Origin of the sequence: Mycobacterium spongiae, from assembly GCF_018278905.1 — a bacterium.
Classification (GTDB): domain Bacteria; phylum Actinomycetota; class Actinomycetes; order Mycobacteriales; family Mycobacteriaceae; genus Mycobacterium; species Mycobacterium spongiae.
Genome location: NZ_CP046600.1, coordinates 2611234 through 2636307, shown reverse-complemented (window position 1 = coordinate 2636307; position 25074 = coordinate 2611234). Strand labels below are relative to the sequence as shown.

The following is a 25074-nucleotide window of genomic DNA, read 5'->3' as shown; positions in this document are numbered from 1 at the left end:
CCGGGCGTGAGCTGAGCTGTCGGGCCGGCATCCGTCGCGGTCGCGTCGGCGGGTCGCGGCGTGGCAGCCGGGACATCAGGCGGCAGGACGAATCGCCTCTCCCAGGGCGACTTCCGACACCGGCACAGGCACCCATGACGGAAACAGCAACTCGTGGCGCGCGGTTTGTGGCGTGAAGCCGGCCGCAGCGATCCTCCGTTCGGTGTCGCGGTGGGTGTGGCAGTTGCCAGCGATGCGGGGCCAGACAGTGGCGTCCGCCAACCGCTGCAGCCGTCCGCGCAGGCCGGGGCTGGCCACGTGCTCGAGGTACCTGAGCTGCCCGCCCGGCCGCAGCCTTGCCAGCAACTGCCGAAGCACCGTATCCGGGTCGTCGACCGAGCACAGCACCAATGAGCACACCACCGCGTCGAACTCGTCGTCGGGTGGCAATGCTTCGATGGTGCATTCGGTCACCGTCACTGGTACCGGCGCGCCGGCTGCGGTCTCCCGCGCGACGTCGGCTAGCCGGGATTCCGGCTCGAGGGCTACGACCTCGCCGACCGATTCGGGGTACAGCATGAAGTTGGTGCCGGTGCCCGCGCCCACCTCGAGCACGCGTCCCGTCAGTCCGGCGAGATTCTGTTGCCGCAGCGCTCGCACGGCCGCTGGTTCGTGGCGCGTGAGAAATGTCCACACTCGCGCGAAGACGGGATTGTCAACGCTGGCTTGTTTGCCTGTCATGATTTTCCTGCCTCCACTCACGACGCGATTCGTCGCACCACCAGGTAACACGAGACGCCGGCCGAATTGGTTCCGGTGCGGAGTCGGCTAGGTGACCATTGACCCTGGTGGTCTTCGACGATGTCCGCAACGATTGGGGTACGACCAATAGCGGAGGATGATCGTGCCGGACACCCTGGTGAATACCGAAGTCATCAAGAACGCGGTGCAGTTGGCGTGCCGCGCGCCGTCGCTGCACAACAGCCAACCGTGGCGGTGGATATCCGTGGACAATTCGGTGGAACTGCGACTCGACAAGGATCGGGTGCTGTACTCGACCGACCATTCGGGGCGCGAAGCGCTGCTTGGTTGCGGTGCCGTGCTCGACCACTTCCGCGTGGCGATGGCGGCTGGCGGCTGGACCACGAGAGTCGACCGGTTTCCCAACCCGAACGATCCATTGCATCTGGCGTCGATTGAGTTCAGCCCGTTGGAGTTCGTCACCGAGGGCCACCAGTTGCGCGCGGACGCAATGAGGCGACGCCGTACCGACCGGCTGCCGTTCGCCGAGCCGCCGGATTGGGACTCGATGGAGTCGCAGTTTCGCAGGACCGTAGCCGCCCACCACGTTCGCGTCGACGTCGTCGCCGACGATCTGCGTCCCGAACTGGCCAAGGCATCTCAGCTCACCGAATCGCTACGTCTGTATGATTCTTCCTATCATGACGAACTCTCTTGGTGGACAGGGGATTTCGAAGTTTCCGACGGTATCCCCAATAGTTCGTTGGCCTCGACCGCAGAAAGTGACCGCGTCGATGTGGGACGCCCCTTCCCCGTCGCCTCCGACACCGATCGGCGCCCCCAGTACGGTCGCGACCATTCCAAGATCGTGGTGCTGTCCACAGACGATGCCGAACGCGCCAGCGTGCTGCAGTGTGGCGAGGCGCTTTCCGCGGTATTGCTCGACGCCACCATGGGCGGGCTTGCCACATGCACGCTGACCCACATCACCGAACTGCACGCAAGCCGGGATCTTGTCGCAACGCTCATTGAGCAGACGACCACTCCCCAGGTGTTGGTTCGCGTTGGTCTCGTCCCGGACACCGAAGATCCGCAACCGGCAACGCCACGGCGCCCGATCGATGAGGTATTCCAGGTTCGGGTCCAAGAGCAGTAACCGGCTCCTGGCGCAGACAGACCGCGAAGCTCGCGCCAACACAAGCAACCAAGATCGCCACACGCGTCGCAGACGCCACTACAGTGCTGTTCGTGGGCAGATTTCTGGGCAGAGACGGCTCCGCCAAGAGCTGGGGCCGCCTGTTGGCGTTGGCAGTCTCGCTCGTCGTCTCCGCGGGCATGGTCTACGCGAAAACCCATGAGCCTCCCTGCTGCATGGACATTCCGGCAGCAACCCAGGCTGAACCGGAGTCGGCGCCGGAGGGCGGCGCGCACGTTCCCAGCCCCACCGAGGCGGAATTGCTGGCGGCCAGCGCGCCCGTCGCCGCCCAGGAATACAAGTTCGCGTTACCGGCCGGCGTCGCACCCGAAAACGGGTTGCAGGTCAGGACTATCTGGGTGGCCCGGGCCATCAGCGTGCTGTTCCCCGAGATCACCACTATCGGCGGATTCCGACACGATCCGTTGAAGTGGCATCCCAACGGGTTGGCCATTGACGTGATGATCCCGGACTATGGCAGCGACCAGGGCATCGAGCTCGGCAACCAAATCGCTGGGTTGGCCTTGGCGAACGCGAAACGCTGGGGGGTCATTCATGTGATCTGGCGGCGCGGGTTCTACCCGGGCATTGGCGCACCGAGTTGGACGGCAGACTACGGCTCACCGACGTTGAACCACTACGACCACGTTCACATCGCCACCAATGGCGGCGGATACCCGACCGGAAACGAAAACTACTACATCGGGTCCATGAGCCCGTCGCCGCAGAATTGACTCATCGGATCGTTAGCTGCATCCATCGTTGTAGGGGGCGGGATAGGGTCGCAGCATGCCCTGGCGCGGGCCGAGCACGGGTACCTCGGCCGCGCGGCGGAATGATGCCGGAATGAGGGAGGAATGATGGCCGACTGGATCGACGATGTGGCGCGCGCGCTTGGCGAGGAGCCGCTGACGCCCGCAGAAACCGCGCGACTCCTCGAGGTGGCGCGCGACGTCGCTCATCGAGTCGAGCGCAAGATGACCCCACTCACCACTTTCCTCGCCGGCTGTGTAGTCGGGCGCGAGTTGGCGGCCGGAGCTAGTCGAACCGATACGCTGCCCAGGACCGTAGACCGGCTCCGGGCCGAGCTGCCGGACGAGTCCGCACCCGGCTGACATTGACACCCTGACGCCACTCCCCCGGCAAGCGTCCAGCCAGCGTGCTGGCCTGGGCGTTCGCTGCATACTCCGCTAACCGCAAGGTTGCGCACAGGGAACTCTACGCATTCTCGCCCGAACGACTCTTGGGCATCGGCCGTGTCACTTCACGTATAGCCCAGACGAGCGGAGCGACATCGTGAACGCATACATCACAGCGACGGGCAGCTTCCTTCCCGGCGACCCGGTGCCCAACGACGCGATCGAGGACTACATCGGAAAGGCCGGGCGCTCGACCTCCGACCTGAAGGCCGTGACCCTCGCCAACTGCGGCATCAAGACGCGCCACTACGCCATCGACAAGAACCAGCAAACGGTCATCTCGGGCGCCGCCATGGCCGCCGGCGCTGTCCGCAGCGCCGTGGAACGCACCCGACTCGGACCCAACGACATCCAACTGCTGTCGGCGGCAACCACACTTCCCGACGTGATGGCGCCCGGACACGCCAGCATGGTGCATGGCGAGCTGGGCTACGGACCGCTGGAAATCTCCACCGCTCATGGCGTCTGCAGTTCGGGGATGATGGCGCTGAAGAACGCTTACCTACAGGTGGCGATCGGCGAGAAGCGCAACGCGATCAGCGTGGCCAGCGAGTTCGCCTCCCGGCTATTCAAGAGCTCCCGGTACGACGAGATGGGCGCGGCCGCGGAGGATGGTTCGCTGCCCCTGGAGGCTGCATTCCTGCGCTACATGCTCTCCGACGGGGCCGGCGCAGTGGTGATCGAAGACCAGCCCGCCACCTCCGGCGTCAGCCTGCGCATCGACTGGATTTCGCTCACGTCGTACGCCCATACCGAGCAGGCGTGCATGTACCTCGGCAGCAACGACCGCACGTGTGGCACAACGTGGCTTGACTACCCGGCCGCGGGGGCGGCCTCGGCAGACGGGGCGCTCGTGCTGCGGCAGGACCTGACCCTGTTACCGCACCTGGTGAGCGTCGGAGCCGATGAGTACGAGCGGCTGCGCCGGCTAGGCAAGTTCGATCCGTCGACATTGACCTGGATCCCCGCGCACTACTCCAGCGAGCGGATGAAAGACATTGTGTTCAAAGAGTTCTCTCGGCGCGGCCTGGGTGTGGACCGCCCCGAAATCTGGTACAGCAACTTGACCAGCGTCGGAAACATCGGCTGCGCGTCGATCTACGTGATTCTCGACGAGATGATGCAGCAGGGGCTGATCGCCGAGGGCGACACACTGCTGTGCATGGTTCCCGAGTCGGGCCGGTTCGCGATCTCCTTCATGCACCTGACCGCCGTGTCGGCGGCCTCCGCGTCGGAGGCGCGTGGCTGATGGGAGCGCCGACGCTCAGCCAGAGGCAGCGGCAGCGCCCTCGGGCGGTCGTGTACCTCTACACCCAGACCGGCCAGCTGGGCGAGGTCGCCGAGGCCTTGACCGCACCGCTGCAAGCCCGCGGGTGGGATCTTCGATGGGTCGACGTGGCGCCGCGCGAGAGGTTCCCGTTTCCGTGGCCGATAAGGCAATTCTTCGGGGTGTTCCCGCAGGCCGTGGATCCGGATGCAGTCGTGGAGCTCCTCCCGCCGGCGGAGAGCTTCGAATCCGCCGACAACGAACTGGTCATCCTCGCCTACCAGGTCTGGTACTTGGCACCGTCGCTACCCATCCGGTCGCTGCTGAAAAGGCATCCCGAGGCCGTCCGAGGGCGTCGCGTCATCTCGCTGATCGCCTGCCGCAACATGTGGTACTCGGCCGCCGCCGAGGCTTCGGCACTGTTGCGGGCCGCCGGCGCGAACAGCGTCGAGGTGATCGCAGCCACCGACACTCGACGGTCGTCAACGACCCTGGTGACCACTCTTCGCTGGCTACTGACCGGCAACCGCGAGCGGTTCCTCTGGTTCGGCCGGGCCGGCGTGGGCGACGACGAGCTGGCCAGGGTGGCCGCAGTCGGTCGCGACATCGCCGAGTTCCAACCGTGCCCACCGACCGCGGCGCCGATCGTTCCCGCGTTGGCCGCGGCGGATTTGATCGCCGGAAAGATTTTCCGGGTCTGGGGAGCGACGGTACGGTCCGCGCGCGGGTACGGCACCGTGGCGTACTCCGCGAGCCTGGTCACGTTCGCACTGAGCCTCGGGATCGCGATCGTGCTCGGTCTGCCACTGACCGCAGTGGCCGCACTCGCCGGCGGAGCCCGGTTCTCCGGGCACCTGCGCCGGGTCGTCCAACGACGGATCTCTTTCGGTCGACCAGCGATCGATCAAGCAGCGATATCGGAGGGGGCCACATCATGACCGTCATCGACACCGACAGCAGGAAGCAGGTGCCGGCTACCGCCGACACATCACGTCCGCTCATCGGCTGCCCACCCGGTTACCAAGAACTCACCGACTGGTTCACCGCAAAAGTGGCCCGGCATATCAACATGGCACCGGAAGCCATCGGCCTCGACACGCCGCTGGCCGACTACGGGCTCGACTCCGCAGCGAGCCTGCAACTGTGCGCCGATCTCGAGTACGAGAAGGGCATCGCCGTGGAAACCACCATCATGTACGACTACGCAACCATTGATGCCATCGCTGAGCATCTGGCCGACCCGGACGCGTCCCCGTGATACCCGTCGCAGTGACCGGCATCGACTGCCGCTTCCCGGGCGCGCCCGACCGGGACGCGTTCTGGCGGCTGCTCATGGATGGCGTCGTCACCGACACCGAGGTGCCGAAGCAGCGCTGGGACATCGACGCCTACTACAGCGCCGGCGGCGGCCCCGGCACCACAAACACCCGCCGAGCCCATTTCATCGACAACGCGGACGCCTTCGACAACAGCTTCTTTGGCATTGCGCCGGTCGAGGCCGCCGCGCTCGACCCGCAGCAGCGAATGCTCCTGGAGTCATCATGGCGCGCAATCGAAGACGCCGGAATCGATCCGCGGTCCCTGGCCGGCACGCAGACTGGGGTCTTTGTCGGGATCATGTCCAGCGAGTGGAGCAACCTGCAGATCTTCGACCTGCCCGGGCTTACCTCAGTGCGCGGCACCGGCACCGGCTACTTCATGACTGCCAATCGGATCTCCTACCACCTCGGCCTGCGCGGACCGAGCGTGGCCATCGATTCGGCATGCTCGTCGTCGCTGACCGCCGTACACCAAGCCTGTGCGGCGCTGCGCTCGGGTGAGGCCGACACCGCGATCGCGGCTGGCACCAATCTGATTATGACGCCGGCGCTTTCGATCTTCTACACCCAGGCCGGTCTGTCCGCACCCGACGGCCGGTGTAAACCGTTCGGCCGACGCGCTGACGGCATCGGCCGCGGCGAGGGCGTCGGCACCGTGGTGTTGCGCCGACTCGACGATGCGCTGGCCGCCGGCCAGCCGATCTATGCGGTCGTGAAGAGTTCGGTCGCCAACCACGACGGCCGCAGCAACGGAATCACCGCCCCAAGCCGCCGATCGCAGGTGGACCTCATGCGCCGCGCGCTGAGCCTCGCCGAGATCGCCGCCGAACAGCTCAGTTTTGTCGAAGCCCACGGCACCGGAACGGTGCTCGGCGACCGAATCGAAGCCAACGCGTTGGGCGACGTCCACAAGACCCGAAGCGGCCAACCATGTCTGCTCGGCTCGGTGAAAGGGAACATCGGGCACACCGAAGGCAGTGCGGGCATCGCGGCGTTCATCAAGACGTGCCTAGCGCTGCATCATCGCGTGTTGCCGCCCACGGTGTTCGGCGATGCCGCCGATCCCGGCCTGCGGCTCGAGGAGAACGGACTGCAACTGGCCGATGATCGGCGCGAACTCCGAGCAACCGGGGCACTGGGCGCGGTGAGTTCGTTTGGCTTGGGCGGCAGCAACGCACACGCGATCGTGCAGTCGGCACCCGCCGCGACGCCGTGCAGGCTGGGCCGCAACGGGGTGTTGACGATCTCAGCACCGTCGCCACAGGCCCTGCGGCACAACGCCACATCGATCGCTTCCGCGCTGCGCACCCTCGACCCCGCGCAAGTCAGATCGTGGTGCCGGTCGACCAACGTTGTCAAGCGGTCGCATCCGCATCGCCTTGTTGTGGAAGGCACCCGCGATACCTTGGCCGATGGCCTACGGCAGTTCGCCAGCGGCGCCCGTGGCGATCTGACGTCATCGGTCCCGTCTCACAAGCAACCGGCCGGAGTCGGACTGCTGTTCACGGGACAGGCAAGTCACTACCCGGGCATGACGCGGCGGCTCTATGCCACTCACGCGATCTACCGGAAGAACTTGGACACCGTGGCGGCCACCGTGGAGCAGCACCTGCACTCAGATCCGCGTGCCGCGATCTTCGGCGACGACGGTCGCCTCGAGCACACCAGCGTCGCACAACCGGCACTATTTGCCGTGTCCTACGCGTTGGGAAAGACACTGCAAGAGAGTGGAATCCGCCCGCTATTCGGAATCGGCCACAGTTTGGGTGAGGTGACGGCCGCTTGCCTGGCCGGTGCGCTCACCGTCGACACTGCCGCCAAGGTCGTCGTCGCCAGGGGGCGGCTGATGGGCTCGCTGCCCCGGGATGGGGCCATGATCGCTGTCGATCTCACTGTCGAGGAGGCCGAGGCCTTGGTCGCGGCCGAGCCGCGATGCTCAATCGCGGCCGTCAACGGGCCACGGTCACAAACGATCTCGGGCACCACCGAAGCGGTGGCACGAGCTGAAACCATGATCCGGCGTCGCGGGGGCAAGGTAGTGAACTTGGCGGTGTCCCATGCCTTTCACTCGCCGCTGATGGAGCCGGTAGTGGCAGCGCTGCGGCACGAGCTGGCCGGGCTCACACCGGGACCGGCCGAGTTTCCGCTGTTCTCCACGGTCCTTGGCAGAGAAGTCACCGGCGATGAGTTGACCGCCGATTACTGGGCACACCATGTCGGTGCGCCGGTGCGGTTCGCCGACGCGGTGCAGGCCGCGGTGCGTTCGACGAGTCCGGACTACATCGCCGAAGCTGGCCCGAAAACCGCGCTCCTCACTCTCGCCAGGCAATGCGAAGTACCCGCACGCACCCGCGCGCTGGCCTTGTGCCGCGGCCCGGAGTCCGACGGCACGGAGCTACTGTCCGTGGCCGCGACGCTGATGCGTGACGGGTACTCGCCCGACCTCTCGACGCTTTACGGCGGGGAGGCCGGCCCCCTGCATCGACTTCCGCCCTATGTTTTTGACAGCTCAAACCGGTACTGGTCAGACGGCCAGGTTGCGTCCGATCGCCGGGTGGTGCCGATTGCCCCGGCGCAGTTGAATACCGCGGCGGCACGGCATGAGCCGACCGAGTATGCCCGGCGCGGCATAGCGGACGGGATCATGTCGCTGATCGCCGAGGTAGGTGGCTATCAGCTCGATACGCTCACCCGATCGCAGCGCCTGGCCGACGACTTGGGCTACGACTCGTTGCTGCAGCTTCGCCTGCTGGATCGACTTCGCCAGCAGTATCCACAGTTGCGGCACGTCACCGTCGACGAACTACTGCCCCGGATTCACAACGTCGGCGATCTGGTCGATTTCGCCGTACAGCGGCTCGAACACAATGGGAAACACAATGGGATGAGCGCATGAAGCCAGTCGAATTGGTGTGCCTGCACCACGCCGGTGGCAGTGCGGCGTCGTTCCATCCGCTGCGCCGCGGGCTGCAGGCCATGGGCTCCGAGGTGGCCTTCACGGCGGTGAACCTCCCGGGACGGGAGACGCGCCGCGACGAACCCCGCCATGTCGACGCCTGGACGTGCGTGCGGGCACTGGCCGACGAACTCGACGACCTCCTTGCCCGGCCGCACGTTCTGCTCGGACACAGCATGGGCGCAATGCTGGCGTATCTGCTCACCCAACTGCGGATCTCGCGTGGAATGAGGGCACCGGAGGCCGTCATCGTCGCGGCCTGCCGAGCCCCCAGCATGCCCACGCCCCTGCATGATCTGCCACTGGCCGACGATCACGCGTTGGCCGTGGAGCTCGTCAACTACGGTGGGCTGCCGGCCGAGATTCTCGACCGTCCCGATTGGCTGGCGTTGTTGCTCCCCACCGTTCGTGACGATCTGCGCATCGTCCGGTCGTACCGGCACACCGGCGGGCAGCCCCTGCCATGCCCGCTGCATATCTTCGGCGGTCTGACGGATCCACTGGTGCCACCACCCACGTTGGCCCGCTGGGCCGCTCATTCGCTGCAGCCGCAGCCGGTCCGCCTCTACTACGGCGGTCACTTCCTCTTCCGTTCGCCGGAACCGGAATTGGTGGCAGCGGTTGCGCATGTTGTCGCGGACGCGGCACGGGAGAGGAGCGTCGTCGCATGAGCGAATTAACGCGCGGCATGCTCGCCGCAGCAGCATCCTCGCCCAAGCAATTGACCGCCGGCGCGTTCAGCGACCCGACCCGGTTGAGCTGGCAGGAAGTTCACGAGCGAGCCACGCGGATGGCTACTGGCCTGGCCGCGCAGGGAGTCGGCCACCACGGCTCGGTCGCGGTCTTGGCGTCCGACGCCGCCCATGTCGCGCCGCTCGCACAGGCTCTCTGGCTACGTCGAGCCGCACTGACAATGCTGCAGCAACCGACGCCGCGCACCGACCTTGGCGTCTGGCTGGCCGACACGGTGCGGGCGATCCGGACTATCAAGGCCGATCTGGTTGTCGTGGGCGAGCCGTTCTTGGAGGTCGTGGATCGCCTAGCAGATCACGACCTCGCGGCGTGCACGATCGAGGCGCTCAGCGACAACGCGGCGGCCGCACCCGGCTCCTTCGATGATGCCGATGAGAGCGATATCGCGCTGCGGCAGTTGACATCCGGGTCGACCGGTGCACCGAAAGCCGTCGAGATCAGCCACGGTAACCTCGCCGCGAACGCGGTCGCGGCCCGCGATGGACTAGACCTCAACGCGGACACCGACGTGATGGCAAGTTGGCTGCCGCTCGCCCACGACATGGGGATGATTGGGTTCATTTGCCTTCCGATGCAGGTAGGTATCGAAGCCGTCGTCGTCCCACCGCACGAGTTTCTGACCCGACCGCTCAGCTGGGCGGAGCTGATCAGCCGGCATCGCGCCACTATCACCGCGGGTCCCAATTTCGCCTATTCCGTGCTCGCGCGGGTGTTGCAACGTGCCGAGCCCAACGATATCGACCTGTCATCGCTGCGGGTCGCGGTGAACGGGGCCGAACCCATCGACCATCGCGACGTGGCCGACTTCGCCGCCGTCGGTGCACGTTTCGGTCTGCGGCCGACAGCGATGATGCCCGCATACGGGCTCGCCGAAGCCACCTTGGTGGTGTCGCTGGCGTCGGCGCACGAGGAACCGCTCGTCGACCGGGTTTCCCGGCGGACCATGTCGGAGGCGCGTCGGGCGCAGCCGGTGCACGGTGCCCCCGAGGACCCCGAGGACGTGCGGCACCTCGTGTCGCTGGGCTCACCGGCTATGGGCATGGATGTACGGATCGTCCGAGACGGAATACCTCAAGCGCCCAGGGAGATCGGTGCCATTGAGTTGCGCGGACCGGCGGTCGCCAAGAGCTACATCACGTCCGACGGCGTGATGCCGCTGGCCTCCGCTGATGGCTGGTTCGACAGCGGAGACCTCGGCTACGTCGATGAGCGGGGACGAATCTATGTGTGCGGCCGCACCAAGGATCTGATCGTGCTGGCCGGCAGAAACCTCTACCCGCACGACATCGAGCGTGCGGCCGAGGATGTCGACGGCGTGCGAACCGGCTGTGTGATCGCATTGCGTATCGACGGCGATCGAGAAGGCTTCGCGGTCCTTGCGGAAGTGCGCGACGCCGACGACGACGACCGGGCAGCGCGGATCAGCCGCGACATCACCGCCCGGGTGAGCCGCCGTGTCGGACATCTTCCGAGTGAGGTACGGCTCTTCCCGGCGGGCACCTTGCCGAAGACTTCGTCCGGCAAGCTGCGCCGAAGCTGTGCTCGAAAACTGTTGGAGAAATGAGGGCAATCATGCCAACACGAGTCCCACACCCAAAGATGGCTCACTTCGTCGATCGGACGCGCCATCGGCTCACACAACTGCATCAACGAACAGTCCCGCCCTACGCGGCGATGATGGAGTTCATGGTCAACGCCTGGACCGCGCAGGCGATCAGTACTGCCGTCGAACTCGGGATCCCCGACGCGCTCCGCGACGGGCCGCTGCAACTCGACGAGTTGGCGACTCGGGTCGACGCGAATCCCGACGCCGTGCGCCGACTGCTGCGGGCCTTGATCGGCCGCGGCATATTCCGGCAGCGCGCCGACGGTAGTTACGAGCTGAACTCGCTTGCCGGCCCGCTGCGTTCCGATGCGCCGCTATCGGTTGCGGGTATCGCCCGGTTGTTGGGCTCGCGCCAACACCGCGAGCATTGGAGCCATTTGGCAGATGCGGTCAGAACCGGCCGCGCGGTCGTTCCGGCCCTGCACGGCGTAGAGCGGCCCTTCGACTATCTCGATCAAGAGCCCGAGCTCAGCGAGGTGTTCAACCGCGCCATGGCCGAAACCAGTGAGATGACCGTAGGCCCCCTGTTGGCCGCCTACCGGTTCGACGCCTACCCCACCGTGGTCGACGTCGGCGGCGGAGTCGGCCAACTCCTGGCCGCCATCTTGGCGGCGACACCAACCTCGCGGGGCGTTCTCTATGACCTCCGCCATGCTGTTGCCGAGGCCCCGGAGCTGATGCGTCAGCACCAGGTCGCAGAGCGAGTGCGGGTGACGGAGGGGTCGTTCTTTGACGGGGTCCCTGCTGGGGGAGACATCTACGTGCTCAAGAACGTCATTCACGATTGGCCCGACGACAAGGCCGTTGAGATTCTCCGCAACGTTCGCGCCGCGGCGCAAGTCGGCACAACGATCCTGCTGATCGAATATGTGATACCCGACCATGGTCGCGAATTCTTGGGTCACTGGACCGATCTGGAGATGTTGCTGATGCAGGCGGGCCGCGAGCGCACTATTGCGGAGCATCGCGCGCTGCTCGGCGACGCTGGGTTCGAGATGACGCGCCTGCTCGCTACCGCATCGCCGCTCAGTCTTGTCGAAGCCAGAGCTGTGTAGCGGATCAGTTTCAGATTTCAGATTTCAGATTTCAGATTTCAGCGATGCCAGCCTAGTTGGCACGTTGTCCAACAATCTATTTCGCGTGAGGTGGAGAAAGCGTGAGCGATACCTGTGATGTGATCATCATCGGCGCCGGGCCGGTCGGCGCAACAGCGGCATTGCTTCTTGCCGACTATGGCATCAACTGCATCGTGGTAGAGGCCCGCGACCAGCCACAAACTCACCCGGCCGCGCATGTGCTATCGACGCGGTCGCTGGAGATTTGGCGTGAAATCGGCCTCGACCGCGAGATCCGCCGCTTGAGCGCCCCAATGCACGAGCTGCGGTGCATCACGTACTGCACCACGTTGGCAGGTCCCGAGCTTGGGCGGGTGCCGATCACCGATCTGCCCAGCGCCCGGCTCGCTGCAATCGAAGCGCTAAGCCCCACCCGCAACGCGCACCTCTCCCAGAATGCGCTCGAGCCGCTGCTGTGGAAGCACGTGCGGGACAGTAAGCGTATCGATCTACGCACCGGGTGGCGGTATCGCTCGCACGTCGACCGCACCGACGACGTTGCTGTCAGGATCACCGACGCTGCGGGCGCCAGCCGAACAATCTCGGCGCGCTACCTCATTGCCGCCGACGGCGCGGCCAGCACGGTGCGCCGCGAACTCGGGATCGCCATGGCGGGCTCGGCCCTTCGGCACGTGATCAGCGTGCATTTCTCCGCCGATCTGGAAAAATTCCGCCGCAACCGCCGCGGCCCAGTGATGTGGACGCACGCCCCCAAGGGCCTCGGAGTCTTCATCATGCATCGGCCCCCACAGGACCTGGTTTTCCAAATTCCCTACTTCCCACCGTTTGAGTCCGCCGACGACTTCACCGCCGAGGTATGCCGTTGCTACATTGCCAACGCCATCGGTGACCCCAACGTCCACATCAACATCAAGTCCATCCAGTCGTGGGCGATGCATGCCCAAGTCGCCACCGACTACCAGGTGGGTCGTACGTTCCTGGCCGGAGATGCCGCGCACCGATTCCCGCCGACGGGCGGGCTGGGGCTCAACACCGGCGTGGCCGATGTGCACAACCTGGCGTGGAAGCTGGCGTGGGTCCTCACCGGCCGCGCCCGTGCGGATCTGCTTGACACCTACGCCCCCGAACGCCGCCCGGTCGGCGTGGCCGCCGCGGTCGATTCGGTGGCCAACTTCGAGGGTCTTTTCGAAGTTGTTGCCGCACTTGGATTGCCACGTCGAGCAATAGATCTGTTGCCCCGCATCGTCGCCAGCTTGCCATCGTGGCTTCCGCGGCGCCCAGTGCGCGCCGCTATCCGGACGTTGACCGCGTTGGCATATCAGCGGTTCCGTCTGGCGGCGCTTCCGGGCGCGATCGGTCGGCGGATCCGGCGCCGCGCCGCCGCCGCAGTCGCTGGGCAGGGCCCCCACTACCGCAGTTGGGGACGCGACCTCGGGGTGCGCTACGAGCACGGAGCCATGGTCGGAGATGGTCTGCCCGCGCCGCGGTCCGATCCGGAGTTCTATGACCCATGCGTGCGCGCCGGCGGGCGACTGCCCCACGCTTGGGTGACCGATGGCGGCCGGCGCGTCTCGACCCTCGATCAGGTCAGCCGCGACGAACTGACGCTGCTGGTCCGCGCCGCGGGCCGCACCGCGTGGTCGCTTGCGGCCCAAGACCTACCGCTATCGGTCGTGCCGGTAGCCGCCGACGCGAATCACGTCTTCCATACCGGCGCCGCAGGGGCCGACCCGGACGCTGTCGTGGTTCGCCCGGACGGGCACGTCGCGGCGGTGTTGCGCTCGGGACGAGACGGAACTGACCTGCTGCGGCAGGCAGTACAGGTCATCAGCGCATCGTCGCCGGTCCAGAAAGGCTCAACCGCATGAATAATGGCGCCGCACCGGCAGTTGAGTTGCGACTGCTCACCCACCGCCCCGCCGAAGTGACGAAGTGGTGGGCGGCGCTGCTCGACGCGACGGCCAGGTCACTGAGCGCCACGACGACGACCATCGGCGGAGCCTCCCTGCGGGTCGTGGTCGAGTGTTCCCAGATCGCGCTCGACTACCATCCGGAGGCCAGCGGCGTTACCGCCATCAGTCTGGCCTTGCCCAACCTGCGGGAGGTCCACCGCACGGTTAACCGATTGGCGCGACTGAATTCCTACACGCACCGAGCCACCCGCCAAGGCCGGTGTGCAGCTCTGTGGTTCCACGACCCCAACGGCACCGAGGTGGCCCTGCACCTTCCCGCGTCTGTTGCCGATCACACCGCGACAACCGACGCGCTGTACGAGGAGTTGGACCCCGCGGCGGTGCTTGCCTACATTGGCCGCACGACCAGCGACTCCGCCGTTGGCCAACGCGATCGGCGAAGGATCAACTCTGTACGCGAGCGCCATCGCCTCTGGCTCGTTCGCGGAGAGTGAGTCGGCAGGTGGGGCGGCTGTCGGGGTCAGAAGGCTGACGGCCTGCGCATTGCGAGCCGGGTAGGCCGTGGCTACCCTTGGGTGCCGTCTGCCAGTCGACGTTCTCTGGCATGTCGAGCGAAAGAAGCGACTGTGTTGGCACCGGATGACCGTTTCGGGGGTATCGACGGAATCGTCACTTCGGACGATGAGCTGCGAAGCATCATCGGAACCCCGACGCCGCAGGTGATCGCAAAAGTCACCGACCGGCTCGACAGCATCTGTACCGAATTCATTGCGAAGTCGCCATTCTGCGTTGTCGCTTCGTCGGATCCGTCGGGCACAATTGACCTCTCGCCCAAAGGTGACCCGCCGGGCTTCGTGCGTGTGCTCGATGAGCATCGGCTGGTCATCCCCGATCGTCCGGGCAACAGACGAATCGACACGTTCCGCAACCTGATGCGCGACCCACGTGTCGGGCTTATTTTCATCATCCCCGGCAGGGGCGAGACGCTGCGTATCGCCGGGGAAGCGCGCGTGGTTCGCGATGCCGCGCTGCTGCGATCGCTGCAGGTGAAGGGCAAAGTCCCGGTGCTGGCCTTGGTTGTCTACGTCGTCCACGCGTTCATGCATTGTCCGAAATGCATGGTCCGTAGTGGGATCTGGCAGCCACAGCAGTGGCCGGACAGCGACGACCTGGCGGATATCGGCGCGGCGATGATCGCGCACGGAAAGCTCGACAAAACCCCCGAGCAGATGTATGAGGACGCCCAACGAGCAGGCCTTACTCAGCTGTATTGAGGCGGCACGCTCGCCCCGCGCCGCACCCGCAGCCGCAGCCGCAGCCGCAGGGGCGCACTCAACCCATCACGATGATGAGAAGCTGCTCATCTACCTCTCATCGCTAGTCCATCCGGGCTGCGCACGATCGATTGCTATGGGTAAAACACGAACAACTCGTCGACGCGCTTTGCGCTCCCCACAGTCTGGCAACTTCCGGCTCTTCATGACGAGCCACGTCACATCGCAGTTCGGCCAATGGCTCCAGTTGGTGGCGTTGGCGTGGATGGCCGCCGAAATGACGGGCAGCGGCAGCACCCTGGGCTGGATCGCGGTCGCGGCGTTCGGACCGCTGTTGATACTCGGGCCATGGACCGGCGCGCTAGCCGACCGCATGGACAAGCTTCGCCTGCTACGCACCATGCAGCTGCTGATCGTCGGCCAGGCGGCCGCTCTCGGTGCGGTGGTACTGACCGCAACCACCACGATGACCGTGGTGTTCGGGCTGACGTTGGCCTACGGAATGCTCTATGCGGTCGAAACCCCCACCCGTCGAGCCCTGCTGGCCGAACTCGTCGACCACGACCAACTTCCACGCGCGGTGAGCATCAGCCACGTGGTCAGCGCCGTGGGCCGGATCCTCGGCCCTGTTTCCGCCGGCGCGTTGATCGCGTCGGTGGGTATCGGCTGGTGTTTCATCACTACCGCCGTCAGTTATGTGGTTGCGCTGAGCGCCCTGCATGCGATCCGTCGCGACGCGATGCACGCCGCTGAGCCGGCACAGGAAACCGGAGCCGTGCGCGCAGGCCTTCGCTACGTTTGGCGCATCCCCGAGCTTCGCATCGCGCTGTTGCTGACCGCGATCCTCACCACCTTCGGGTTCAACCAGCAGGTCGTCATCCCGCTACTCGTCGAGCAGGATTTCGGGGGCGACGTCGTGGTCTACACGCTGCTCTATACCGCTCTTAGCGTCGGCTCCGTCTTCGGTGCCGTAGCAGCAGCCCGCCGCCGCGAGATCGACCTGCGCTTGCTCACCGCGGCCATCATCGCCTTCGGGGTGGCGAACGGCCTGATCGCGATCTCGCCCAATCTGATGATGGCTCTGGCCGCCAGCGTCGCTACCGGGACCACCGCCTTCTTGTTCGTCACGTCGGCGACGGTCCTGCTTCAGCAGCGCTGCGCACCGACGATGCGTGGCCGGGTGATGGCGCTGCATGCAATGGTGTTCGCCGGTGGGCTGCCCATTGGGGGACCGATCATGGGTGCGATCGCCGACTACGGCGGGCCTCGCGCCGCGATGGCCGTGGGATCGGTGGCGGCGCTGCTCGGCGGTGCCGCTGTGCTGCGACACATCCTGGCGCACCACACCGTTCCCGACGAGTACCCACAAAATCTCGTGCCGGCCCGCACGTGAGTGGGGTCTCAACCCTGACCCCACAGGTACCTTCGCTCGATTGCCGCGACTAGGGCAGGCCTTCGATCCCGTCTTCGCCTAACAGCAGCCCGCCTTCTCCGCCGGTACCAGGGCTGCCCATGGTTGTGCCATCGCCGCCGTTGCCGCCGTTGCCGCCGGTGCCGATCGTCACGACGTCGCCGCCGTTGCCACCGTCCCCACCGTTGACGCCGCCTTCCCCACCCGCACCGCCGGCGCCGCCGGTGCCCAACAACTGTCCGCCAATACCACCAACTCCGCCGTCACCTCCCCCACCGGTGCCTGCTCCACCAGCGCCACCGGCGCCGCCGACGGTAGCCAGGCCAACGGTGCCGCCGTCCCCGCCGTCCCCGCCGTCAGTCCCGCCGGCCCCGCCGTCACCCCCGGTTCCGGCGCTGGAGAACAGCAGCCCGGCATTACCGCCCGCGCCGCCGTCACCCCCGCCGCCGAAAGCGCCGGCTCCACCAGCGCCGCCGGCGCCGCCGCTGCCGAACAGGAGCCCGGCATTACCGCCGGACCCGCCGGTTCCGCCTGCCAAGCCACTGATGTTGGGCCCGCCGGTTCCGCCGGTGCCCCCGGGCCCGCCGAGCGGGCCGGCGTTGCCACCGGCCCCACCGTCGCCACCGGTACCGCCAGGGCTGTTGTTGTATCCGCCGGCCCCGCCGGCCCCGCCCCCGGCGCCGACGAGCCCGCCGAGCAGCCCACCGGCACCACCAGCACCACCGGCGCCACCACCGGCGGGGCCGGTGCTAACGCCGGCACCCCCGGCTCCGCCCTGACCTCCGCTACTCACCAGCCCGCCGGCCCCGCCGGCGCCGCCTGCCCCGCCTGCGACGCCACCGAACCCGCCAACACCACCGCTACCACCGGCGCCGAACAGCGACCCGCCGGCACCGGCAGCCCCGCCGGCCCCGCCGGTGCCGAAGGGCGAGTCGCCGCCAGTGCCGCCGGTGCCGCCGGTGCCCCACAGACCGGCGGCCCCGCCGCGTCCGCCGGGCAGGCCCAATTCTGCCGCGCCGGATCCACCGGCTCCGCCGTCGCCCAGTAGCCAGCCGCCGGGTGTGCCGTGCCCGCCGGTGCCGGCTTGCCCGGGTGTGCCGTTGCCGATCAGTGGTCGCCCGGTCAGGTCCCCGATGGGTGCGTTGATCGCAGCCAGCGCCTGTTGTTGCAGGGTGTGAAGTGGCGAGGTGCTCGCCGGGGCGTTGAATCCGTCTAGGCCCAACAGCAGCCCGCTGGTGCCTCCGGTGCCGGTGCTGCCGGTGGCTAGGCCGACCCCTCCGATGCCAGCGTTGCCGCCGTTGCCGATCAACACACCGCCGCCGCCGTTGCCGCCGTCCCCACCGACACCACTTGCCGCGGCGGCGGCGCCGCCGGTGCCGCCGGCGCCGCCGTTGCCCACCAGCAGACCGGCCCGGCCGCCCGTCCCGCCGGTGCCGCCGTTGTCGGACCGGCTGAATCCGCCGTCCCCGCCGATTCCGCCATTGCCAACCCAGCCGGCGTCGCCGCCCGCCCCCCCGGCACCCCCTTCGATATTGCTGGTTCCGCCCGCCCCTCCGGAGCCGCCGCTGCCGAACAGGAGCCCGGCATTGCCGCCGGCCCCGCCGGCCCCGCCGCCCCCGCCGTTATCGCTGGCGCCTCCGATGCCGCCGGCGCCGCCGCTACCCACCAGGAGCCCGGCGTTGCCGCCCGCGCCGCCGTCACCCCCGGCGCCGAAAGCGCCGACTCCACCAGCGCCACCGGCGCCGCCGCGGCCAAGCAGGCCAGTATCGCCGCCGGCCCCTCCGGCACCCCCGCCCAAAGCGCCGAGTCCCCCGACCCCTCCGTCACCGCCGCCGCCGCCGACCAGCCCGGCCAGCACCCCGCCACCGCCGCCTACTCCACCGACCCCGCCGACCCCGCCAAAGTTGATTCCGCCGGCCCCGCCGGCCCCGCCGGCACTGAACAGGCCGCCGGCGCCACCGGCACCCCCGACCCCACCTGCAGTGTTGCCGAACCCGCCGGCTCCGCCGGTCCCACCGACGCCCAACAGCCATCCGCCGGACCCACCAGCGCCACCGGCTCCACCGGCACCCGCAGAACTCCCTCCGGTCCCACCCGCCCCACCGGCGCCGATCAGCCCGGCCGCCCCGCCGGACCCGCCGTTTTGGCCCGTCATCGCAGCACCCGACCCGCCGGCTCCGCCATTGCCGATCAACCACCCGCCAGCTGCCCCGTTAGCCCCGGTCCCTGGGGCACCGTTAGCGCCATTGCCGATCAACGGGCGTCCGGTGAGCGCCAGAACGGGCGCGTTGACCGCGTCGAGTAGCGGTCCAGCGACCGACGCCGCGCTGGCGGCCTCAGCATGGGCGTAGGCCCCCGCACTCGCCGATAGGGCCTGAACGAACTGGGCTTCAAACGCCGTCACCTGCGTGCTGGCAGCCTGATAGGCCTGGCCGTGGGCGGAGAACAACGCCGCAATCGCCGCCGACACCTCGTCTTCGGCGGCGGCCAGCACCGCCGTCGTCTGGCCCGCCGCGGCCGCATTGGCTGCGCTCAGCGTCGAGCCGATCCTGGCCACATCCGTTGCCGCTGCCCCAACCACCTCAGGCACCGCAATCACAAACGACATCTGGAACCTCCCGAACAGGGCACGAACACAGCTAGCGTCCAATTCCCAAGAACCCATTCTGCACATAATTAACGTCGACGCAGAAAAATCGGGAGATTGGGTCTCTGTTGACGCTCGCGGTCACCGCTCGCCCGCCGGCATCGACCTGGCGCACCCACCTGCGCACCGTCTCCGAGGCGTTCGCCATGAGCTACGCGGTGATGCCTCGCATGCTTTGCTGAACTCGTGACGGAGCTGCCGCTTGAGTACCTTCAGCCGACGGTCAAACATTCCACGTTCAAGTACGCCGACGGCGAGATCCGCACCGTCAGCCCGTCGCGGCTCTGCAAGTATTGGGGTGCCCTGCGTACGCGCGACTGGTCGCATTCCATCCTGCGACCACAGTGAGCACTCCACCGAACTGCATCTGCCCGGAGCGGCGCCCCGTCTTCTGGGCGCTATCGACTACGTGGGCAATACGATCGCGGCCGCCGGGCCCAGGATGATCGCCTGGCCGCCGGGCGGCACGTAACCGCCGTTAGGCCCGTAGATGCCGAACATCGGGTTGGTCGGACTCCCACCGGCGTACATGTCGTTGATCCAGCCCGAGGACAGGGTGTACACCGCCGCAGTGGCCCCGGGCGGAGAGAATCCTGTCAGCAGCTGGGCAGCGAAGTCGACAAGAGGATTGCCACCGAGCATCGAATCCACATGCGAGCCGTTGACAATCTCGGCCCCAACGAACTGTCCGGGGTACAGGCTGACCAACTGATTCGTGGTGACACCGAAGGCGTTGAACGGCTGCGGCGGCGCGGCCACTGTGTAAACGGGGATATCCAAGGTTTGCAGGTTGGCTATCGAGGCCGCGAAGACGGAGGCGTTGGAGGAGACCCCGTCGAACATCAGCACACCGAGAAGGTTGTTGGCAGCTGCGTTCCCGCCAAGGCCCGCGACGTAATAGCCGCCGGCGGCCGTGGCGAGGCCACCACCAGCGGAGTGTCCACTCAAGACGAAGTGTTCCGGCAGCGGGCCGAGATAGCCGGCCTGGTTCGCGCTGATGTTCAGCGCCGTCTGGCTGCCGAGGAACAGCGAGCCCACGCCCTGCTGCAACTCCGCACCGCCGATCCACATGCCGAACGGCAACGGAAGTGACGGCACGGTGGGGGTGACGACAATGCTGTTGGTCTGCTGCGCCAGCTCCATGGCCAGCGGCTGATAGAACCAACCAATGGCCCCGAAGCCGTGCTGCAGATAGATGACGCCGTTGGCGTTCACCGAACCATCTGCCTGCGTCGGGAAGTACCAGTGTGCGGGGGCGGGATAGTTGAACTGCTCGATCGGTATTCCGAAGAAAGAGGACGGGCCAATCGGAATCTTCAGGAAAGAGAACCCGGTCTTGACCCCAGTCACTTCACCGGTGGCCGGCGCGCTCAGAGCTTCGGTGGCGGCATAGTTCATCGAGCCGCCGAGGCCCGCCTCATTGGTCGCCGCCGCGCCAAGCAGCGCGCCGGACCCATCAAGGCCAACCGGTTCGGATGCCGCAACCCCGCCGGCGCCGCTACCGAACAGCGGCCCCACCAGCCGTTCCAGAGGGGACACCAGCCCCAGTCCTTCGGCCTGCCGCAGCAGCGCTTGCAGCGGCGACACATTCGCGGCCTCGGCAGCCGCGTACGCGGCTCCAGCCTCGCTCAGCGCACGCACGAACTGGGTGTGAAGCAACGTCATCCGTGCGCTCAGCGTCTGAAACTCTTGGGCGTGGCTGCCCAAGAAACCCGCGATAGCCGCCGATACCTCATCACCTGCCGCCGCGACAATCGCCGTGGTCGAGGGCGCCGCGGATGCGGCCGCCCTGTTGATCGCCTCTCCGATCCCGATCAAGTCTCCCGTCGCGGCGGCAAACGCCTCGGGTGCCACGCTCACGAACGACGACATCGGCGGCTCCCATCCCCCGTAGCCTGACAATCAGATTAGGTCAGCTACACGATGGTACCTAGGTTGGAGACCAAGGGGCTGTTTTCGGGACCTTCGCTAGCCAACGCGGCAAAGTCCGGCCGCGCGGCAGGCCCACCCGGTCGCCGGCCCCCCGCACCGGCCGCATGTGTCGATCGGCTGACCACCGAGCCGCTCTCTTTCGCCGAGGGCGCCAACCACGCGCTGGGCCACATGGACCACGGGCAGGCGTCGCCCCGCAATCTGTCGACCGCGGTGGGGATGTGCGGTGGTGGTCAGTCCTTTGCGAAGGCGGCCGCGACCTGTCTTTCCGGGTCGGGGTTGGCGGCGCCGGACACGTTGACGGTCACCTTCGCGATGGCGCCCCCGGAGAAGGCAAACGGTGCGGTGTAGGCGCGCGACACGCCTTGCCCGGTGTTCCGCCCAACGGTGATGCCACCGCCGGATAGCCCGAACGTGCCCGGCTGAATCTTCATGCCCTTCAGTGTCGCGACTGGCGTGTGGTCAACCCAGAGCGTGGCGTTGCCCAGGGGGGTGTGGCTCCCTTCCACGGTGCCGGTCCGCTCGTAGGCCAGGCCGAAGATGTGTTCACCCGTCGGCACGGCAGCAGGCGAGGACAGCTGCTGCTCCTCTTCGCCGAGGAAGTTGTACACGTAATGCAGGCGGCCATCCTGGATGAACAGCACGTGCCCGCCGTGTGCCGAGCCGTGCTTGAATAGCACGCCCTGTGCCTCGGTGGTGGTGATGTCGACCTCGGCAGCCACCGAGAAGGATTGGCCGAGCAGCTCGGCGGCCGCACCGAGGCCGACGCCGGCGATCCCTGGGTAATACGTGAACGATGTTCGATTGACGACCAGGAAGGGTCTGGCCCGGCCCATGTTCTCCAGGATGCTCAGATCGCCCAGCGGTAACCCGTTGTACTTGGCGGCCTCGCTGAACCATAGGGTCTTCAGTTCGTCGAGCTTGTCGGGCTGCTCGGCGGCGAGGTCGTGTACTTGGCTGCGATCCGACTCGATGTGGAACAGCTCCCAGCGGTCCTGGTCGAAATGGCCCCAGCCCGAAGGCATTGCGGCGTGGATGGTGTTGGCGAACCAGCCGTTGTGCCAGATGCCGCGGGTGCCCAGCATGGTGTAGAACTGTGTCGTCTTTCCGGTGTCAGCATTCGGATCGTTCAAGGCGGCTTTGAAGCTCACCCCGTCAAGCGGCTTCTGGGATACTCCCTTGACCGTCGCCGCCGCCTCGATGTTCAGCAGGTCATAGATCGTTGGGGTGACGTCGCAGACATTGATGTAGTTGTCCCGCAGTTCGCCTTGGGCCGCAATGCCTTTGGGCCAGGAAATGATCGCGGGGTCGGCGATGCCGCCCTCATGGGATGCGTAGCGCTTGCAGAGTTTGTACGGCGTGTTGAACGCCATCGCCCACCCGATTGGATAGTGGTTGTAGGTCTGCGGGCCGCCCAGGTCGTCGTAGTAGCGCATGCTCTCTTCAACGGTGTCGATGTAGCCGTTGAAGAACTTGGCCTCGTTGACCGAGCCGTTCGGCCCACCTTCACCGCTGGCCCCGTTGTCCGACACGACAACGATGATGGTGTTGTCAAGCTGGCCGGACTCCTCCAGGTAGTCCAGGATCCGCCCGATCTGGGCGTCGGTGTAGCTCAGGAACCCGGCGAACACCTCGGCCATCCGGCAGAACAGCTTTTTCTCCTCGTCGCTGAGCTCATCCCACGGTCGCACGGTGTCTTGCCACGGCCATGGCTCGCCGTTGGGACCCTTGACGTCCAGATAGGGATTCAGTGGCGACAATTCGGTGCCCTCCGGAACAACGCCCATCCGCTTTTGGTTCTCGAACACGATCTCGCGGTAGCGCTCGTACCCCATGTCAAAGCGGCCGCGGTACTTCTCCGCCCACTGCTTCGACACGTGGTGGGGCGCGTGGCCCGCGCCGGGCGCGACGTAGGAAAACCAGGGTTTGTCGGGCGCAATCACCTTGGCATCCCTGATGAATTCGATGATCTTGTCGGCGATGTCCTTGGACAGGTGGTAGCCGTCCTCCGGGGTGGCCGGTGGGTCGACCGGATGGTTGTCGTAGACGAGGTCGGGATACCACTGGTCGATCTCGGCGCCCAGGAAACCGTAGAACCGTTCGAACCCGCGTGCCAGCGGCCAATGCCGTTTGGTCGCGGCCATATTGGATTCCTCCAACGGAGTCAGATGCCACTTGCCGACGCAGTAGGTGTTCCACCCGCGCTCGGCGAGCACCTCGGAGAGCAGCGCGCTGTCCGCCGGAATCCGGCCGCTACAGTTCGGGAAACCATCGGTGAACTCCTCGATGGTCGCCATGCCGACGGTGGTGGCGTTGCGCCCGGTCAGCAGCGAAGCCCGCGTCGGTGAGCACATCGCCGTGGTGTGGAACTGGGTGAGCCGCACACCGCGCTCGACGATGCGGCGCATGGCCGGCATCTCCACGAGTCCGCCGAAGCAGTCCCAAGTTGCGATGCCAACGTCATCCCACACGAGATAGAGCACATTGGGCGAGCCATCGGGCGCGCTCGGGGCAGCGAAAGGTCCCCAATCCGGTTCAGAATCACGGATATCCAGCTCAATCTTGCCCCGGAACTCGTTAGCCATCGTGTTTCGCTCCGCTCGCCGACCGTGCCTTGGTGTGTTGTGCCCAACCCTACGGACCCGATCTGAGTCGCGCGATACCTCGAACACTGGCGAATCGCGATCGGCCGGAATCGCGCTCGCTAGCAGGGAGGCGTAGGCCGATAGCTGCTCGGCGCCACACCGTGCCATCGCTTGAATGCGTGCGAGAACGCCGACACCTCGGTGTAGTCCAACCGCTTCGCCACTTCCTCCACCGTCAGACCCACGTTGTGCAAGAGGTCGATCGCCAGGGCGGCACGCGCTTCGTTGAGCAGCTGGCGAAAGCTGGTGTTGTCCTCGGCCAGGCGGCGCCGCAGCGTGCGCGGATGCAGACCGAGTTCCGCAGCGACTTGGGGCAGACTCGGGAAGCCACCCGAATCGCGGAACAGCATCGTGCGCACCACCGCGGTCGTCCCCTGCCGTTGCCCGGTGCGTTGCATCAGGACGTCACATTGGGCGAGACATAACTCCAGTGTGTGCCGATCCGCTTGCGGCAGTGGCTCATCGAGCATGGCGCGGGGAAAATGCACTCGGGTGTGCGCGCGCCCGAATGCGATTGTGGGGATCGGTAGCAAATCGAGCAAGGGACGCACAGCCTCCTCGTCGGCGGCCACCTCGATAGCCATGTTCTCGGCGTATCGCTGCACCACTGGGTAGACGAAGCCGCTTACCGTGGCGGTGATGATGGCCACGTCGCGTTCGAGGAAGAATCCCCGCACGTCGTCCGGAAGATGGTCGACATCGAACTGCAGCAAGCAATCCTCGGTGCCTTCAAACACCTTGATGTCGATGTGGAGCATGGTGAGCGAGAAGTACCGGACCGCGATGCGCAGCAGCTCGCGCAACGTCGCACACGACATCGCGGCGAAACCCAGCAGACCCACGTGCGTCAGAGTGAACCGACCACCCACCTCCACGCCGACCCCGGCGGTTTCGGGCAGCCGATCCAGCAGCGTTCGCGCGACCACGATCTCGTCGGCCGCACCGATCGTGGCCGTTGGATCGTCCAGGTCAACAGGACGAATAGTCGTACCGGCCAACAGATCCTGCGTAGCGATACCGCGTTCGTTGGCCACGTCGCACAGCATTCGCGTTGCGAACACCGAGTGCCGCATCGTGGTTGACCACGCTGTCACGGGCTGTCCTAAAATCGCAAATGAAAGTCCTCCTTGGACATTACCGGTGATACCGCCGTCTCATAGG

Annotated in this window: 20 protein-coding genes; 15 read left to right on the top strand and 5 right to left on the bottom strand. The window is 66.6% G+C overall.

Going from position 1 to position 25074, the window contains the following annotated elements; genetic code table 11:
* Positions 1-75: 75 nt before the first annotated feature.
* Complete coding sequence (locus tag F6B93_RS10710; RefSeq protein ID WP_211699079.1) at positions 76-720, bottom strand: class I SAM-dependent methyltransferase; 645 nt, start codon at positions 718-720, stop codon at positions 76-78.
* A 163-nt stretch (positions 721-883) separates the two neighbouring features.
* Between F6B93_RS10710 and F6B93_RS10705 the strand changes: the two genes are divergently transcribed.
* The 14 genes from F6B93_RS10705 (at position 884) to F6B93_RS10640 (ending at position 16671) form a co-directional block, all read left to right on the top strand.
* Positions 884-1876: an Acg family FMN-binding oxidoreductase gene (locus tag F6B93_RS10705; protein WP_211699078.1), complete on the top strand. Its 993-nt coding sequence runs from the start codon at positions 884-886 to the stop codon at positions 1874-1876.
* 53 nt (positions 1877-1929) lie between these two features.
* On the top strand, positions 1930-2649 hold the full coding sequence (locus F6B93_RS10700) for a VldE C-terminal domain-containing protein (protein WP_425518540.1): 720 nt from the start codon (positions 1930-1932) through the stop codon (positions 2647-2649).
* 123 nt (positions 2650-2772) lie between these two features.
* Positions 2773-3030, top strand: a complete 258-nt coding sequence (locus tag F6B93_RS10695) for a DUF6457 domain-containing protein (protein WP_246541066.1) — start codon at positions 2773-2775, stop codon at positions 3028-3030.
* Positions 3031-3211: 181 nt separating this feature from the next.
* The gene (locus F6B93_RS10690; protein ID WP_246541065.1) at positions 3212-4363 is read left to right on the top strand and encodes a 3-oxoacyl-ACP synthase; all 1152 of its coding nucleotides are present in this window, start codon (positions 3212-3214) and stop codon (positions 4361-4363) included.
* A complete protein-coding gene (locus tag F6B93_RS10685; RefSeq protein WP_211699077.1) occupies positions 4363-5319 on the top strand; it encodes a hypothetical protein in 957 nt (318 codons plus the stop codon). Before F6B93_RS10690 ends, F6B93_RS10685 begins: the two co-directional genes overlap by 1 nt.
* Positions 5316-5639: an acyl carrier protein gene (locus F6B93_RS10680; protein WP_211699076.1), complete on the top strand. Its 324-nt coding sequence runs from the start codon at positions 5316-5318 to the stop codon at positions 5637-5639. Before F6B93_RS10685 ends, F6B93_RS10680 begins: the two co-directional genes overlap by 4 nt.
* Before the next feature lie 11 nt (positions 5640-5650).
* Positions 5651-8596: a type I polyketide synthase gene (locus tag F6B93_RS10675; RefSeq protein WP_246541064.1), complete on the top strand. Its 2946-nt coding sequence runs from the start codon at positions 5651-5653 to the stop codon at positions 8594-8596.
* Positions 8593-9327: a thioesterase II family protein gene (locus tag F6B93_RS10670; protein ID WP_211699074.1), complete on the top strand. Its 735-nt coding sequence runs from the start codon at positions 8593-8595 to the stop codon at positions 9325-9327. Before F6B93_RS10675 ends, F6B93_RS10670 begins: the two co-directional genes overlap by 4 nt.
* Positions 9324-10973: a fatty acyl-AMP ligase gene (locus F6B93_RS10665; protein ID WP_211699073.1), complete on the top strand. Its 1650-nt coding sequence runs from the start codon at positions 9324-9326 to the stop codon at positions 10971-10973. The genes F6B93_RS10670 and F6B93_RS10665 overlap by 4 nt, the downstream gene beginning before the upstream one ends.
* An 8-nt stretch (positions 10974-10981) precedes the next feature.
* Positions 10982-12070 (top strand): methyltransferase, encoded by a 1089-nt coding sequence (locus tag F6B93_RS10660; RefSeq protein ID WP_211699072.1) that lies wholly within the window; start codon positions 10982-10984, stop codon positions 12068-12070.
* Positions 12071-12171: 101 nt separating this feature from the next.
* Positions 12172-13959, top strand: coding sequence for an FAD-dependent monooxygenase (locus F6B93_RS10655; protein ID WP_211699071.1), 1788 nt, complete (start codon positions 12172-12174; stop codon positions 13957-13959).
* Positions 13956-14498: a hypothetical protein gene (locus F6B93_RS10650; protein WP_211699070.1), complete on the top strand. Its 543-nt coding sequence runs from the start codon at positions 13956-13958 to the stop codon at positions 14496-14498. The genes F6B93_RS10655 and F6B93_RS10650 overlap by 4 nt, the downstream gene beginning before the upstream one ends.
* Positions 14499-14579: 81 nt before the next feature.
* Entirely contained in the window at positions 14580-15278 is a 699-nt protein-coding gene (locus tag F6B93_RS10645) for an MSMEG_1061 family FMN-dependent PPOX-type flavoprotein (RefSeq protein ID WP_343232732.1), read from the top strand.
* Positions 15238-16671 (top strand): MFS transporter, encoded by a 1434-nt coding sequence (locus tag F6B93_RS10640; protein WP_343232731.1) that lies wholly within the window; start codon positions 15238-15240, stop codon positions 16669-16671. Before F6B93_RS10645 ends, F6B93_RS10640 begins: the two co-directional genes overlap by 41 nt.
* A gap of 49 nt (positions 16672-16720) precedes the next feature.
* Here F6B93_RS10640 and F6B93_RS10635 read toward each other — a convergent pair whose 3' ends face one another.
* Positions 16721-19297, bottom strand: a complete 2577-nt coding sequence (locus F6B93_RS10635) for a PE family protein (RefSeq protein ID WP_211699067.1) — start codon at positions 19295-19297, stop codon at positions 16721-16723.
* A gap of 225 nt (positions 19298-19522) precedes the next feature.
* Here F6B93_RS10635 and F6B93_RS10630 point away from each other — a divergent pair, with 225 nt between their 5' ends.
* On the top strand, positions 19523-19684 hold the full coding sequence (locus F6B93_RS10630; protein WP_211699066.1) for a hypothetical protein: 162 nt from the start codon (positions 19523-19525) through the stop codon (positions 19682-19684).
* A 57-nt stretch (positions 19685-19741) separates the two neighbouring features.
* On the opposite strand, the gene F6B93_RS10625 is transcribed toward F6B93_RS10630, so the two are convergent.
* From F6B93_RS10625 to F6B93_RS10615, 3 genes are all read right to left on the bottom strand, one after another.
* Complete coding sequence (locus F6B93_RS10625; RefSeq protein WP_211699065.1) at positions 19742-21208, bottom strand: PE family protein; 1467 nt, start codon at positions 21206-21208, stop codon at positions 19742-19744.
* A 293-nt stretch (positions 21209-21501) separates the two neighbouring features.
* The gene (locus tag F6B93_RS10620; RefSeq protein ID WP_211699064.1) at positions 21502-23853 is read right to left on the bottom strand and encodes a sulfatase-like hydrolase/transferase; all 2352 of its coding nucleotides are present in this window, start codon (positions 23851-23853) and stop codon (positions 21502-21504) included.
* Between the two features lie 119 nt (positions 23854-23972).
* The gene (locus F6B93_RS10615) at positions 23973-24986 is read right to left on the bottom strand and encodes a helix-turn-helix domain-containing protein (RefSeq protein WP_211699400.1); all 1014 of its coding nucleotides are present in this window, start codon (positions 24984-24986) and stop codon (positions 23973-23975) included.
* Between the last annotated feature and the right edge of the window lie 88 nt (positions 24987-25074).